The 13,548-nt window shown below is 70.8% G+C and carries 14 protein-coding genes and 1 riboswitch; of the genes, 10 read left to right on the top strand and 4 right to left on the bottom strand.

Features of this window, described 5'->3' with window-relative positions; all coding sequences use genetic code 11:
- Window positions 1-41: 41 nt before the first annotated feature.
- Window positions 42-1,067, bottom strand: coding sequence for a UDP-glucuronic acid decarboxylase family protein (locus EV147_RS07535; RefSeq protein ID WP_130390473.1), 1,026 nt, complete (start codon window positions 1,065-1,067; stop codon window positions 42-44).
- A 22-nt stretch (window positions 1,068-1,089) separates the two neighbouring features.
- Window positions 1,090-2,349, bottom strand: a complete 1,260-nt coding sequence (locus EV147_RS07530; protein WP_130390472.1) for a glycosyltransferase family 4 protein — start codon at window positions 2,347-2,349, stop codon at window positions 1,090-1,092.
- Window positions 2,350-2,672: 323 nt separating this feature from the next.
- Between EV147_RS07530 and EV147_RS07525 the strand changes: the two genes are divergently transcribed.
- Genes EV147_RS07525 through EV147_RS07490 form a run of 8 tightly spaced genes read left to right on the top strand, consistent with a single transcriptional unit; the run spans window position 2,673 to window position 10,503 of the window.
- Window positions 2,673-3,224, top strand: a complete 552-nt coding sequence (locus EV147_RS07525; protein WP_235844623.1) for a hypothetical protein — start codon at window positions 2,673-2,675, stop codon at window positions 3,222-3,224.
- 1 nt (window position 3,225) lies between these two features.
- A complete protein-coding gene (locus tag EV147_RS07520) occupies window positions 3,226-3,969 on the top strand; it encodes an SDR family oxidoreductase (protein ID WP_130390471.1) in 744 nt (247 codons plus the stop codon).
- Window positions 3,960-4,574, top strand: a complete 615-nt coding sequence (locus tag EV147_RS07515) for a D-glycero-alpha-D-manno-heptose-1,7-bisphosphate 7-phosphatase (RefSeq protein ID WP_130390470.1) — start codon at window positions 3,960-3,962, stop codon at window positions 4,572-4,574. The genes EV147_RS07520 and EV147_RS07515 overlap by 10 nt, the downstream gene beginning before the upstream one ends.
- Window positions 4,571-5,809, top strand: coding sequence for a lipopolysaccharide heptosyltransferase II (gene waaF, locus EV147_RS07510; protein ID WP_130390469.1), 1,239 nt, complete (start codon window positions 4,571-4,573; stop codon window positions 5,807-5,809). The genes EV147_RS07515 and waaF overlap by 4 nt, the downstream gene beginning before the upstream one ends.
- A complete protein-coding gene (locus EV147_RS07505) occupies window positions 5,790-7,535 on the top strand; it encodes a carbamoyltransferase family protein (RefSeq protein WP_130390468.1) in 1,746 nt (581 codons plus the stop codon). Before waaF ends, EV147_RS07505 begins: the two co-directional genes overlap by 20 nt.
- Complete coding sequence (locus tag EV147_RS07500) at window positions 7,522-8,508, top strand: glycosyltransferase family 2 protein (RefSeq protein ID WP_130390467.1); 987 nt, start codon at window positions 7,522-7,524, stop codon at window positions 8,506-8,508. The genes EV147_RS07505 and EV147_RS07500 overlap by 14 nt, the downstream gene beginning before the upstream one ends.
- Window positions 8,508-9,563: a glycosyltransferase family 9 protein gene (locus tag EV147_RS07495; RefSeq protein ID WP_130390466.1), complete on the top strand. Its 1,056-nt coding sequence runs from the start codon at window positions 8,508-8,510 to the stop codon at window positions 9,561-9,563. Before EV147_RS07500 ends, EV147_RS07495 begins: the two co-directional genes overlap by 1 nt.
- Window positions 9,556-10,503 (top strand): glycosyltransferase, encoded by a 948-nt coding sequence (locus EV147_RS07490; protein WP_130390465.1) that lies wholly within the window; start codon window positions 9,556-9,558, stop codon window positions 10,501-10,503. The genes EV147_RS07495 and EV147_RS07490 overlap by 8 nt, the downstream gene beginning before the upstream one ends.
- A gap of 6 nt (window positions 10,504-10,509) precedes the next feature.
- Here EV147_RS07490 and EV147_RS07485 read toward each other — a convergent pair whose 3' ends face one another.
- Complete coding sequence (locus EV147_RS07485; RefSeq protein WP_198680183.1) at window positions 10,510-11,235, bottom strand: 2OG-Fe(II) oxygenase family protein; 726 nt, start codon at window positions 11,233-11,235, stop codon at window positions 10,510-10,512.
- Between the two features lie 127 nt (window positions 11,236-11,362).
- On the opposite strand from EV147_RS07485, the gene EV147_RS07480 reads away from it, so the two are divergent.
- Complete coding sequence (locus EV147_RS07480; RefSeq protein ID WP_130390464.1) at window positions 11,363-12,544, top strand: hypothetical protein; 1,182 nt, start codon at window positions 11,363-11,365, stop codon at window positions 12,542-12,544.
- Here the strand turns inward: EV147_RS07480 and EV147_RS07475 are convergent.
- The gene (locus EV147_RS07475; protein WP_130390463.1) at window positions 12,541-13,131 is read right to left on the bottom strand and encodes a histidine phosphatase family protein; all 591 of its coding nucleotides are present in this window, start codon (window positions 13,129-13,131) and stop codon (window positions 12,541-12,543) included. The two genes, EV147_RS07480 and EV147_RS07475, sit on opposite strands and share 4 nt — an antisense overlap.
- A riboswitch (cobalamin riboswitch) is annotated at window positions 13,128-13,284 on the top strand. It overlaps the preceding gene by 4 nt.
- Before the next feature lie 33 nt (window positions 13,285-13,317).
- Here EV147_RS07475 and EV147_RS07470 point away from each other — a divergent pair.
- Entirely contained in the window at window positions 13,318-13,536 is a 219-nt protein-coding gene (locus tag EV147_RS07470) for a CbtB domain-containing protein (RefSeq protein WP_130390462.1), read from the top strand.
- Window positions 13,537-13,548 lie beyond the last annotated feature (12 nt).

The raw sequence follows: 13,548 nt of genomic DNA, 5'->3' as shown, positions 1-13,548 counted from the left end.
TCAGCGCCGCCGGTGGCCCCGCGCGGGCAGGGCGCGTGCGGTCAGCGGGAATCGGCGGCGCGCCACGCCGCCGTGTCCGGGGCCTGCCAGTCGGGTGCGTGCGCGCGGGCCCGCTGCGTCCGTGCGTAGCGCGACACGAAGTAGGCTACGGTCAGCCGCAGGCCCTGGGGCAGCGGCACGGCCGGTTGCCAGTGCAGCAGCGTGCGCGCCAGCGTGATGTCGGGGCAGCGCTGGCGCGGGTCATCCTCGGGCAGCGGCCGATGTTCGATCCGCGAGGCAGACCCGGTGGCCTGCAGGATCTCGCTGGCGATGTCCCGCATCGAGGTCTCGCACGGATTGCCGAGATTGACCGGGGTTCCGGCCGCGTCGGAGGCCATCAGCCGGATCAGCCCCTCCACGAGATCGTCGACATAGCAGAAGGAGCGCGTCTGGGTGCCTTCCCCGTAGAGCGTGAGCGGCTCCCCGGCCAATGCCTGGGAGATGAAGTTCGAGACCACGCGCCCGTCGGCCGGATGCATGCGGGGGCCGTAGGTGTTGAAAATGCGTGCGATCCTGACGTCGACACCGTGCTGGCGGTGGTAATCCATGAACAGCGTCTCGGCGCAGCGTTTGCCTTCGTCGTAGCAGGCGCGGCGCCCCACGGGGTTCACGTGGCCCCAGTAGCTCTCCTGCTGCGGATGGTTGTCGGGGTCGCCGTAAACCTCGCTCGTGGACGCCTGCAGGATGCGCGCCCTGACGCGCTTGGCCAGCCCCAGCAGGTTGATGGCGCCGTGCACGCTGGTCTTGGTGGTCTGCACCGGATCGCTCTGGTAGTGCACCGGCGAGGCCGGGCAGGCAAGGTTGTAGATCTCGTCCACTTCGACGTAGAGCGGAAACGTCACGTCGTGACGCAGCAGCTCGAAGTTGGGCCGCTGGAGCAGGTGGGCGATGTTCTCCTTGCTGCCGGTGTAGAAGTTGTCGACGCACAGTACGTCGTGGCCGGCCTCGACGAGCCGGTCGCACAGGTGCGACCCCAGAAACCCCGCCCCGCCCGTGACGACGATGCGTTTGTGATCCGGATCCTTCATGGCATGCCTCCGTACCGGGCCATCAGGCGGCCACGCGGCCGCTGCCGGCGTGCGCGGTGGCCAGCCGCGCGTAGACCTGCTCCATCTGGCGCGCCACGCCGGCCCATGTGAACAGCGCCTGCGCGCGGCGGCGCCCGGCCTCGCCCATGCGCCGTGCCGTGGCGCGGTCACGCGCCAGGTCGGCCAGCCGGGCGGCCAGCGTGTCGGGATCATGCGCGGGCACGAGGTAGCCTGTCTCGCCATCGGCCACCGTGGAGCGGATGCCGCCCACGCTGGCGCCCACCACGGGCACGCCGCACGCCATGGCTTCCACCGGGGTGATGCCGAACGGTTCGTACCAGGGTGTGGTCACGAAGACATCGGAAGCGCTGTAGAACGTGCGCAACTGCTCGCGTCCGCGCCGGCCGACAAACGTGACGGCGTCGGCGACGCCGGCTTGCTCGGCCACGCCACGCAACCGGCCGATTTCGGGCGTGGCCTCCACGCTGGGCTGCTCGGCGTTGCCGCCCACCACGTGCAGGCGTGCCGCGATGCCGAAGTGCCGGCGCAGGCAGCCCATGGCCCGGATCACATTGTCGATACCCTTGCGCGGCACGAGCCGACCGAGTTGCAGCACCGTGAAGGCTTCGCGCTCCCAGCCCAGTGATGCGCGCGCGGCATCGCGGTCCATCGGCGCGAATTCCTCGTCGTCGAAGCCGCAGGGCACGGTCTCGATGCGGGCCGGGTCGCCGCGGTACAGCGTGACCAGGTCTTCCAGGTCCTGCGGACACTCGGCAATCACGCAGTCGGCCTCGCGCGCGAGTTCGTCCTCGATGTCGAAGCGGCTGTCGGGAAAGCCATCGGCGCTGCCCTGGTGCAGCCGGCGTACCTTGCCAAGCGCGTGGAAGGTCATCACCAGCGGGATGCCGAGCGCACGGCGGGCCCGCAGTGCCGCCACGCCCGACATGAAGAAATTGGCGTGCAGGATGTCGTAGCCGATGGCATCGCGCCGCATGAAGTCGACCATGAAGTCCCCGAAATCGGCCATGTACGGCAGCAGCGCCTCCTTCGGTACGTGCACGGCGGGGCCCGCCGGCACATGCACCACGCGCACGTTCGGCGCGAACGGCACCACGTCCGCCAGCAGCGCCTTGTCGCGCCGCGTGAACACATCCACCGCATAGCCGCACTTGCCCAACTGGCGCGCAAGGTGCGCCACGTAGACATTCTGCCCACCGCTGTCGATGCTGCCGATGCTGGCAAGCGGCGACGCGTGTTCACTGATCAGGGCGATTCTTCGCATGGTGGACTCCCGTGGGCATGCTGGTGGTGTCGAAGGTCAGACCCGCTGTCTGCACCTTGCATGCCAGTGCGGGGCCGTGCCCGCCGCCGAGCCGATGAAGAGAAGCGTTGAACCGGTTCTCGTTCGGTTCCGTGTCCATATCGCCGGCCATGCCGTTGCGGACAGCCGTTTGCAGTTCGCGAGAGCCGTTTCTACTTGCCGCGTGTAGAAGCGCTGCCGGCCGTGGTTGCCGCGCGTGGAGGCACGCCGCAGACTCGCCTGCCTGGGCCCGGCGCGAAGCTTGCGTTCCCAGCGCTTTCCCTCTGTCCCGCCGGGAGCGAAGCATGCCGAACGCCAATTCCGACACCGCGCAGCCCCTGCTCGATGCCGATGCCGCCCGCCGCGCCGTGGCGCTGGCCCTGCCGATGCTGGTGGCCAGCCTCGACGACCGTGCCGTGGGCGAGAGCGGTTGCATGCATGTGGTGGTGATGGACCCAGGCAAGGCTGTCGGCCAATACCGGTTCGAGGACGCGATCCTCTACGAACATTCGCTGCCATCGCGCGGACGCTGGGATGCCGACTATGCGCACTACGCACGCGGCAAGGCCCGGCTGACGTGGCGCACCGGTATCGACAGCGGGCAGGTGGCCGCCAGTGCCGCGCACCTGCTGTGCGACGGCGACATGCTGCTGGCCGGCGCGGTGGCGCAGGACGGCATCGTGGTGGCCGCCAGCGGCGCCAACGGCTGGTACGACGAGGCGTTTGCGCGCTGCGTGGCGGCGCTGCTGCGTGCGGCTGTGCGCGAGCGGCATGAAGCCGCCGGCCTGGCTGTCCCCGTGGCATGTATTTCGCTCGATCGGCCTCCACCGCTCGCCGTCCCACATCCAAGGAGATGAGATGCAGACGCAAGGCAAGGATCCGTTGCTCGAAGGAAAGCGCTACCTCGTCACGGGAGGCGGCCGGGGGCTGGGCAGCGAGATCTGCCGCATGCTCGGCGAGGCCGGCGCCCATGTGTACGTGGCCGATGTGGACGAAGCGCTCGGCGAGCGCAGCGCGGCCGCGTTGCGCGACAGCGGTGCGCAGGCCCGCGCGTTTGCCGTGGACGTGGCCGATCCCGATGCCGTGCAACGGCTGTTCGGCGAGATCGGCCGCGAGGGCGGGGGGCTCGACGGGCTCGTGAACAATGCGGCCATCGACATCACGCTGCCCGTGGACGAAGTGGACACCGGGCAGTGGCGCCGCGTGCTGATGGTGAACCTGTACGGCCCGTACCTGCTGGCGCACGCCGCCGTGCCGCTGCTGAAGGCGCAGGGTGGCGGGCATATCGTCAACATTGCGTCCACGGCGTCGAAGCGCGCCTGGCCCAATGCGTCGGCCTACCACGCGACGAAGTGGGGCATCCTCGGCTTCTCGCACGCGCTGCACGCCGAACTGCGGCCGCACCGGATCAAGGTGTCGGCCGTGGTGGCGGGCGGCATGCGCACGCCGTTCCTGCTCGACCGCTTCGCCGATATCGATACTTCCACGCTGCAGGACCCGGCCAACGTGGCGCGCGCGGTGCGCTTCGTGCTGACGCAGCCCGAGGAAACCGTGATCCCCGAGGTCATGGTGCTGCCGATGAAGGAGACGTCATGGCCCTGAGCCCGCAGGCGGCGGGCGCGATCCTGCTCGACAAGGACGGCACGCTGCTGCACGACGTGCCGTACAACGTGGACCCGGCGCGGATCCGGCTGGCCGACACGGCTGGCGACGCGCTGCGGCGCCTGGCGCGGCTGGGCATGCCGCTGGCCGTGGTCAGCAACCAGCCCGGCGTGGCGCTGGGGCTGTTCCCCGAAGCGGCGCTGGCCCGCGTGGAGCGCGTGCTGGCCGAACTGTTCGCGCGCCACGGTGCCAGGCTGGCAGGCTTTCACTACTGCCCGCACCACCCGGCGGGGTCGGTGCCGCGCTATGCGATGCACTGCCTGTGCCGCAAGCCGGCGCCAGGGCTGCTGGGGCACGCCTGCGCGGCGCTGGGCTGCAATCCGGCGAAATCGTGGATGGTTGGCGACATCCTCGACGATGTGGAGGCGGGCGGCCGCGCCGGCTGCCATACCGTGCTGGTGGACTGCGGCAACGAGACCGAATGGATGCCGGGACCGTTCCGCACGCCCGACTTCATCGTCCCCACGCTCGACCGCGCGGCGCAGGTGATCGCAGCGGGGCTGCCCGTGGCGCCGTCGCCGCCCATGATGTCGGAGCGGCCATGAGCACGGCCGGTTCCGGGGCAGGCTGGGAGCAGGCGCGGCGCGTGCTGTGCGTGCGGCTCGACAACATGGGCGACGTGCTGATGACCACGCCCGCGCTGCAGGCGCTGGCCGACAGCCTGCCGGGCCGCGAACTGACCTTGCTGACCTCGCGCCCCTGCGCCGCACTGGCGCCGCATCTGCCGATGGTGGCCGATGTCATGACCTGGGATGCGCCATGGGTGCGCCACGATCCGCAACCCGGCACGCGCGAGGTGTCCGATGGCATTGCCGCCTGCGCGGCGCGGCTGGCGGCGCGGTCGTTCGACGCCGCCGTGATTTTCACGGTGTACAGCCAGAGCCCGCTGCCGGCCGCGATCCTCTGCTGCATGGCCGGCATTCCGCTGCGGCTGGCGCATTGCCGCGAGAACCCTTACGCGCTGCTGAGCGACTGGGTCCGCGATACCGAGCCCAACCTCGACACGCACCGTCCGCCACGCCACGAGGCACAGCGGCAGCTCGACCTCGTGGCGCAGGTGGGCGCGGCCACGCGCGATCCCCGGCTGCGTTTCCGGCTGGCCCATGCCGACCGCGACAGCGTGGCCGCGCTGCTGCGCCAACTGGGCGCGCGGCGCCATGTCGTGGTGCATCCAGGTGCCACGGCGCCCTCGCGGCGCTGGCCGCCCGAACGCTTTGCCGCGGTGGCGCGGCAACTGGCCGACGAATCCGGCGCGCTGGTACTGGTGACCGGCTCGGCGGGCGAGGCCGGGATCGTCGCGCAGGTCTGCGCACTGGCCGGGCGCGCCGGAGTGGTGCCGCTGGCGGGCCGGCTCTCGCTTGGCGAGATGGGCGCGCTGCTGGCCAGTGCCGACCTGCTGGTCTCGAACAACAGCGGCCCGGTGCACCTTGCCGCCGCGCTGGGCACGCCGGTGGCCGATCTCTACGCGCTGACCAATCCGCAGCACACGCCGTGGATGGTGCCGCACCGCGTGCTGTTCCATGACGTGCCATGCCGCTATTGCTACAAGAGTGCCTGCCCGCAGGGCCACCACCGCTGCCTGCGCGAGGTGACGGTAGAGCAGGTGCTCGACGCCGCGCGGGCGCTGCTTGCCGGCGAAGCCTGCGAGACCGCCATGCCGTGGCACCCGCCGGCCGCCGCTGCGGCGCCATCCGTGCCCGCCGTGCCCGCCGCGCCCGGGCTCGCGTCCGATACGCCACCGTTCGCCGAGGAGACCGCGCATGTACACACTTGGCATTAATGCCGTCTATCACGACTCCGCCGCCTGTCTGGTCCACGACGGTGCCGTGCTGGCGGCCGCCGAGGACGAGCGCTTCACCCATGTCAAGCACGGCAAGCGGCCGGTGCCGTTCAGCGCCTGGGAGCTGCCCTACCACGCCATCGACTACTGCCTGCGCGAAGCCGGCATCACGCTGGCCGAGCTCGACCATGTGGCCTATTCCTACGATCCGGCGCTGCTGCTGGGCGAACTGAAGGGCGCCGAATCGTTGGTGTTGCCGCTCGAACCGTCGCGACACGGCCAGGCCGATGTGGCCACCTCGCCGTGGGACCAGTTGTTCCTGTCGTACGTGGTCAACGCACCGCGCCAGTTGGCATCGGGGGTGCCGCATCACCTGTCGGGGCGGTTCGGCGGCGTGCGCCACGACGGGCCGTTCCGCTGGCATTTTGTCGAGCACCACATGGGCCACGAGGCCAGCGCGTTCCTGGCGGCGCCGTTTCCGCGCTGCGCAGTGCTGACGATGGACGGCCGGGGCGAGCGCGTGACCACCAGCTACGGGGTGTTCGACGGCCACGACTATCGCCGCATCAAGCACATCGAGCTGCCCGATTCGCTCGGGCTGCTTTACGAGCGTGTGACCCGCCACCTGGGCTTCCTGCATTCGTCCGACGAGTACAAAGTGATGGCGCTGGCGTCGTACGGCCAGCCCGCCTATGTTGACGCGTTTCGCCAGATGGTGACCCGCGACGGGGAGGGCGGCTACCGCGTGGCGCAGACAGATCTTGCGGCGGTGCTGGGGCCGGCGCGCGTGCGCGGCAGCGAGTTCGGTGCGCGCCATTTCGACATCGCGCATTCGCTGCAGCATGTGCTGGAGGAGACCGTGGTTGGCATGGCCACGTGGCTGGCCGGGGCGACCGGCGAGCAGAATCTGGCGATGGCGGGCGGCGTGGCGCTGAACTGCGTGATGAACGCCCGCGTGCGCGACCGCAGCCCGTTCGACGCGGTCTGGGTGCAGCCGGCGGCGGGCGACGCCGGCACTGCGCTGGGGGCCGCGCTGTGGACCGATTTCAATGCGCGCGGCAGGCCCGCCCGCCACTGGTGGATGGACCATGCCTTTCTTGGCCCGGCCTACGGCGACGACGAGATCGCCGGGTTCCTGGACTGGGCCCGGCTGCCGTACCGCAAGCTCGATGACGTGCCCGCGCGGACCGCCGAACTGCTGGCGCAGAATCGCATCATCGGCTGGTACCAGGGACGCATGGAGTTCGGGCCGCGTGCGCTGGGCGCGCGCTCGATCCTGGCGTCGCCACTCGATCCCGGCATGCAGCAGCGCCTGAACCAGATCAAGGACCGCGAGGATTTCCGGCCGGTGGCGCCGGTGGTGATGGAGGAACGGCTCGACGAATGGTTCCACGCCGACAAGCCCGGCGACGGCACCGCGCCATTCATGCTGTTTGTCTATGACGTGCTGCCGGAGCAGGCCGCACGCATTCCGGCGGTGACGCACGTCGATGGCACGGCGCGCGTGCAGACCGTCCGGCGCGACCAGAACGCGATCTATTACGACGTGCTGGCCGCCTTCGAGCAGTTGACCGGCGTGCCGGTCCTCGTCAATACCTCGTTCAACACGCGCGGCGAGCCCATCGTCTGCACGCCGCGCGACGCCGTGGAGTGCTTCTGGACATCGCCGCTCGATGCGCTGGTCATCGGCTCGTTCCTGCTGGAGAAGCCCCATGCGTCCGCCTGAGCCGATCGTGTCGGTCGTCATCGCCACGTTCCGGCGCCCGGACTTGCTGCGGCGCTGCCTGCTGGCGCTGTGCGCGCAACGCATGGACCGGCGGGGCTTCGAGGTCATCGTGGCGGACGATGGCTGCGAGCCGCGCATCGCCGACCTCGTGGCCGGGCTGGCTGCGGCGCATCCGGGGCTGGCGCTGCGCTACACGGCCGTGGTGCGTACGCAGGGTCCGGCCGGGGCGCGCAACGCCGGAGCCACGCTGGCGCGCGGCGAACTGCTGGCGTTTACCGACGACGACACGATTCCGTCGCCCGACTGGGTACGCGAGGGCTACCTCGCGCTGGCGGCCCTGCCGGCGTGGTGCGCGGCGGCCGGCCGCGTGGTGGTGCCGTTGCCGCAACGGCCCACCGACCATGAGCGCGATACCGGTGGTCTGGCCGAGGCCGAGTTCGTGACCGCCAACTGTTTCGTGCGCCGGTCGGCGTTCGAACGCGTGGGCGGCTTCGACGAACGTTTCACGCGGGCGTGGCGCGAGGATTCGGACCTCCAGTTCCGGCTCGAACAGCAGGTGGGGCCCGTGGGACGAATCGGCGGCGCGGTCGTGGAGCATCCGGTGCGGCCCGCGCGCTGGGGCAGCAGCGCGGCCGCGCAGGCCAGGGTGTTCTTCGACGCGCTGCTGTTCAAGAAGCATCCGCGCCTGTACCGTGCCCGCATCCGGCGCGTGCCGCCCTGGGACTACTACGCGATCGTGCTGGCGGCGCTGGTGGCCATCGGCGCCACGCTGGCCGGCAGCGTGCAGGTGGCGGCGATGGCGGGGACGGTCTGGCTGGTGCTGACCGGTGCGTTCTGCCTGCGCCGGCTGCGCGGCGCGTCGTGGACGTTGCCGCATGTGCTGGAGATGCTGGCAACGTCGATCGTGATTCCGCCGCTGTCGCTGTACTGGCGGCTGCGCGGCGCGCTGGCCTTTCGCACGGGGTTTCTCTGATGGCCGCCACTGCCAAACGCCGGATCGCCGTTTTCCGCGCCCTGCAACTCGGCGACATGCTCGTGGCCGTGCCCGCGCTGGCGGCGCTGCGGCGGGGCGAGCCCGGCGCGCAGATCACGCTGGTGGGGTTGCCCTGGGCGCACGACTTCGCGCGGCGCTACGCCAGCCTCCTGGACGATTTCCTTGCATTCCCCGGTGCGCCGGGCCTGCCGGAACAGGCTGATGGCGGCGACGCCGCCTTGCAGCGGTTCTTCGAGACGGCACGCGCGCGGCAGTTCGACCTTGCGATCCAGCTCCATGGCAGCGGGACGTTGACCAACCAGATCGTCAGCCGGCTGGGCGCGCGGCGCGTGGGCGGGTTCTTCCCGGGTGGCGCCGCGCGGCCGGCGGCGCCGGGGCTCTGGGTGCCGTGGCCGGGAGGCAACGAGATCAGCCGCCTGCTGGCATTGACCGAGGCGCTGGGCTATCCGTCGGCCGATACGCGGCTGTCGTTCCCGTTGCAGGAGCACGATGCCGAGAGCTGGCGGCGGCTGGCCGCCGAGTTCGGGCTGCGCGACGGGGAGTTCGTCTGCATCCATCCGGGCGCGCGCATGCTGTCACGGCGCTGGCCAGTCGAGCGGTTCGCCGACGTGGCGCGGCAGTTGCAGCGGCGCTGGCGCGTGGTGGTGACCGGGGCGCCCGACGAGGCCGCGCTGGACGCCCGGCTCTGCGCGCTGATTGGCGGGCCGGTGGTCAACCTGTGCGGCAGGACGTCGCTCGGGGCAATGGCCGCGCTGGTCGCCCACGCGCGGCTGCTGCTCTGCAACGATACCGGGGCTTCGCACATTGCCGCGGCGGTGCGCACGCCGAGCGTGGTGGTGTCGTGCGGGAGCGACAGCGGGCGCTGGGCGCCGCTGGACCACACGCTGCACCGGGTGCTCGCGTACCACCCGCCGTGCCGGCCCTGCGCGTGGCAGTCCTGCCCGTATGGCCACGAATGCGCGCTGCGCATCGAAGCGGACACCGTTGCCGAGACGGCGACCCAACTTGCGGAGCGGCCCTTCCACCATGCCTGAGCGCCTGCGCATCCTGACGTGGCATGTCCACGGCAACTATCTCTACTACCTCTCGCAGGTGCCGCACGACTTCCATGTCGTGACGAAACCGGGATACCCGCCGGGCTACGCCGGCGTGGGCGGGCAACTGCCGTGGGGCGGCAACGTCCACGAGGTGCCGCATGACAGGGTGCGCGAGACGGCGTTCGACTGCGTGCTGTACCAGCACCGGGACCACTGGGCCAGCGACCGTGAGATGTTGCTGAGCCCGGCCCAGCGACGGCTGCCGACGATCTACCTCGAACACGACCCTCCGCAGGAGCACCCTACCAACACGCGCCACCCGGTGCAGGACCCCAACGTGCTGCTGGTGCACGTGACGCCGTTCAACGCGCTGATGTGGGATAGCGGCGTCACACCGGTGCGCGTGATCGACCACGGCGTGGTGGTGGACCCGTCCGTGCGCTATACGGGCCAGCTTGCGCGCGGCATCAGCGTGGTCAACCACCTTGCGCGGCGTGGCCGGCGGCTCGGTGCCGATGTGTTCGACCACGCACGCCGCCACGTGGCGCTCGATCTGGTCGGCATGGACGCGCGGGCGTCGGGCGGCATCGGCGAGGTCGCCAATCCGGAGCTTGCCGCGTTCATGGCGCGCTACCGCTTCTTCTTCCATCCGATCCGCTATACCAGCCTGGGGCTGGCCGTGGTGGAGGCGATGACGATCGGCATGCCGGTCGTGGGGCTGGCCACCACGGAACTGGCGACCGTGATCCGCAACGGGGTCAACGGCTACGTGGATACCCGCGTGGAGGGGCTGGTGGATGCGATGCGCGGCCTGATCGAAGACCCGCGGATGGCGGAGCGCTGGGGCCGGGCGGCGGCCCGGACGGCGCAGGAACGCTTCGGCATCGGCCGCTTCGTGGCGGACTGGCAGGACGCGCTGCACGAAGTGACGCGATAGCGCGGCCTAGCGCAGCCAGGCGCCCGTCGCCGGGCAGACTTCGGCCCGGCTGCCGTCCAGCCACAGCCCTTCGTCTGCTTCCTGCGACGGGGCGCGCGATGCCGGGTCAAACGCGATGCCGAGCGCGGCGGCCAGCGGCGGGTGCTCGATCGGCAACTCCCAGGTCAGGAACACCTGCGTGTCGTCGCGCCCGTCGGGGAAATCGGCCGGCGCGAAATGCCCGCGCGTGCGCGGGATCACGCCGTGCGGCTGGCAGGTGTCGAAGATCAGCGCCGTACCCGGTGCCAGCGGGACGCGCAGGTCGAGTCCGGGGAAATGGACGTCCTGGCCCTTGTCTTCGCTCAGGAACAGGTTGCAGAACGCCGCGCCGGCATACTGCCCGCCGTCATGGTGATAGCGCGCACCCCGGCACACCATCAGCGCCACGTCACCGAGTCCGGGCAGGCCGGGCAGGCCCAGCGTGGCCGCCCATGCCGCCAGAGCCTCCACGCACGCGCGGTACTCCGGCCAGCGCACGCGGGCACGCGCCAGCGGCATGACCTCGACATCGCCGGGCTCCAGCACCATCCGCGCCGAGATCTCGCGTTGCCAGTCGGCCAGCAGGCGCGGCGGGAGCGGCGGAATCCCGATCCGGCCGGCCAGCACGGTCTGGGCCACGCGCCGGCTGCGCAGGGTCTCGCCGCTCCAGAACAGGGCGGTGGGGGTGGATGGCGGAGCGGGGGGATAAGACATGCCGGCAGTGTACGGCGGTCGGGCCGGCATCCCAATCCGTTTCAGGCAGAAATTAAAAGATTCACTTCTGCGCCGATGCCGAATGACCGACCATCGATCGGCCGCGTTGCGGCGTCCAGGAACCGCCATGAATCCAACGTCGCAAGGCCACGCGGACATCCAGTCCTTCTCCCTCGTCCGCGATGACCTGCTGTTCCACCTGCAGCGCCGGGTCGGCCTGATCCCGCCGGCCGGCCTGGGCATTGGCCGGCGTGCGCTGTTCTACAGCATGCTGGGCTGGCTGCCGCTGGTGGTGTGGGCCTGGGGCACCGGCCGGATGCTGCCGGGCGGGCCCGGGGAGCCGTTGCTGGGCCACTACGGCGTGCATGTGCGCTGCCTCGTCGCCATCCCGCTGATGGTGTTCGGCGAGGCGCTGGCGCAGCGGATGGTGCCGCTGTGCTTCGCCCAGTTCGTCCGGACGGGAATCGTCGGCGAGGCGCTGGTCCCGCGCTTTCGCGAGGTGATCGCGGGCGGCATGCGGCTGCGGGACCGGGCCTATCCGTGGGTCGTGATCGGCGGACTGGTCGTGGTCTGGACCACCACCGTGCTGATGGCGCCGAATCCGGACGAGATTGCCTGGGCGGGCGACCGTTCCGCCCGGACGTTCGGGGCATGGTGGCTGCTGCTGGTGGTCCGGCCGCTGTTCTCGGTGCTGTTGCTGGCGTGGGTCTGGCGGCTGGTGCTGGCGTCGGTGGTGCTGGTCCGCATTGCGCGGCTGCCGCTGCGCCTGGTGCCGAGCCACCCGGACCGCGTGGGCGGGCTCGGATTCCTGGCCCGGCTGCCGGCCGTGTTCGGGCCGTTCACGCTGGCGGTGTCGTCCGTGGTGGCGGCGTCGTGGGCGCACCTCGTCGAGTATCACGACGTGCCGGTGCCTTCGCTCTACGTCCAGATGGTGCTGCTCGCGCTGGTGCTGATCGTGCTGGTGGCCATGCCGCTGCTGTGCTTCACGCCGTCGCTGCTGCGCCTGAAGCGCGAGGCCATGCTGGACTATGGCGTACTGCTGTCCGAGCACGGACGCAAGGTGCAGCGCCGCTGGCTGGCGGGCGAGGCGGGGCTCGACGACGACGCCATGCTCAACGCGAACGAACTGGGCGCCACGGCCGATACCCAGACGCTCTACGAGTCGGTGACCAGGATCCGGCCCGTGATCCTCAACAAGGGGGTGCTGCTGGCCATCGCCGTGCCGGCCGCGCTGCCGATGCTGCTGCTGGTGGCGGGCCAGTTTCCGGTCAAGGAGACGCTGCTGAAGCTGCTGACCGTGCTGCTCTAGCCGCCTGAGAGTGGCAGCCCCAGCGCCGCGAGCCGCCAGCGGCCCGGTCCGCCGGCCAGCCGCGCCACGGTCAGGGGCGCCAGTTCGAGTTGCCAGACGCTGCGCACCGGCGCTTCGAGCGCCGCTACCACGATGGCGCGGGCGATGCTGGCGGGTGCGATCACGAGCGCATGCTCCTCGCCGAACGGGTGGCCGGCCAGCCAGCGCGCCACGCGCGCCACCGCATGGGCGATCGATTCGCCGCCGTGGCCATCGAAATCGGGCTCGGACAGCCACGCCGACAGCAATGCCGGCTCATCTGCCGCCACGGCCTTCAGCGACTGGCCGGTCCAGCGTCCATGGCCGATCTCGCGCAAATCGGGTGCGACGGTGGCTGCCAGACCCAGCGCGGCGGCGGCTTCGCGGGCGCAGCGCGCCGGGCTGCAGAGCACCCGGTCAGCGTGCACGGCCGGGGCGGCGGCGAGCAGCGCCAGTCCGGCGGCGTCGAGCGGGTCATCGTCGGGGAAGCGTCCGGCACGCAGCGCCGCCGTGGCGGGCGGGCAGAGCAACGTGAGGCGGACAGGGCCGGGGCGGGCGGAAGTGGCCATCTTGCGGTGGGAGCGGTCTATAATGCGCGGACTCTCGATGCGGGGAAGCCGGTGCAATTCCGGCGCGGTCGCGCCACTGTATATCAACCAGCCCTTCTGCCAGACGGCGGCGGGCGGGAAGACAAGCCAGACCTCCGCATCGATCGATCCATCCGCCACAGGACGCGTCATCCTCCAGGAGCTTCCATGCAAGCCACGCTTCACCACCCGGCCGCACCGGCCGTCGTTCCCGTTTCGATTCCGCTGGGCGAACTGCTGCCCTGGGCCATCTTCGGCGGCATGCTGATGCTGCTGGCGATCTACTTCGTCGGTGTGGAAGAGGGCGCCGCGGCGATCTTCAACACCATGTACGTGCACGAGTTCGTCCATGACGGCCGGCACCTGCTTGGCTTTCCCTGCCACTGAGCGGGTAGCCAC

The organism is Cupriavidus agavae, assembly GCF_004217045.1.
Taxonomy (GTDB): domain Bacteria; phylum Pseudomonadota; class Gammaproteobacteria; order Burkholderiales; family Burkholderiaceae; genus Cupriavidus; species Cupriavidus agavae.
This window is presented reverse-complemented; position numbering and strand designations above follow the sequence as displayed.

Excerpts from the sequence above, each read along its gene's own strand:
- EV147_RS07535 (WP_130390473.1), bottom strand. The coding sequence starts at position 1,067 with ATGAAGGATCCGGATCACAAACGCATCGTCGTCACGGGCGGGGCGGGG.
- EV147_RS07475 (WP_130390463.1), bottom strand. The coding sequence starts at position 13,131 with ATGGCCACTTCCGCCCGCCCCGGCCCTGTCCGCCTCACGTTGCTCTGC.
- EV147_RS07470 (WP_130390462.1), top strand. The coding sequence starts at position 13,318 with ATGCAAGCCACGCTTCACCACCCGGCCGCACCGGCCGTCGTTCCCGTT.
- EV147_RS07490 (WP_130390465.1), top strand. The coding sequence starts at position 9,556 with ATGCCTGAGCGCCTGCGCATCCTGACGTGGCATGTCCACGGCAACTAT.
- EV147_RS07515 (WP_130390470.1), top strand. The coding sequence starts at position 3,960 with ATGGCCCTGAGCCCGCAGGCGGCGGGCGCGATCCTGCTCGACAAGGAC.
- waaF (WP_130390469.1), top strand. The coding sequence starts at position 4,571 with ATGAGCACGGCCGGTTCCGGGGCAGGCTGGGAGCAGGCGCGGCGCGTG.
- EV147_RS07525 (WP_235844623.1), top strand. The coding sequence starts at position 2,673 with ATGCCGAACGCCAATTCCGACACCGCGCAGCCCCTGCTCGATGCCGAT.
- EV147_RS07485 (WP_198680183.1), bottom strand. The coding sequence starts at position 11,235 with ATGTCTTATCCCCCCGCTCCGCCATCCACCCCCACCGCCCTGTTCTGG.
- EV147_RS07530 (WP_130390472.1), bottom strand. The coding sequence starts at position 2,349 with ATGCGAAGAATCGCCCTGATCAGTGAACACGCGTCGCCGCTTGCCAGC.
- EV147_RS07495 (WP_130390466.1), top strand. The coding sequence starts at position 8,508 with ATGGCCGCCACTGCCAAACGCCGGATCGCCGTTTTCCGCGCCCTGCAA.
- EV147_RS07505 (WP_130390468.1), top strand. The coding sequence starts at position 5,790 with ATGTACACACTTGGCATTAATGCCGTCTATCACGACTCCGCCGCCTGT.
- EV147_RS07520 (WP_130390471.1), top strand. The coding sequence starts at position 3,226 with ATGCAGACGCAAGGCAAGGATCCGTTGCTCGAAGGAAAGCGCTACCTC.
- EV147_RS07480 (WP_130390464.1), top strand. The coding sequence starts at position 11,363 with ATGAATCCAACGTCGCAAGGCCACGCGGACATCCAGTCCTTCTCCCTC.
- EV147_RS07500 (WP_130390467.1), top strand. The coding sequence starts at position 7,522 with ATGCGTCCGCCTGAGCCGATCGTGTCGGTCGTCATCGCCACGTTCCGG.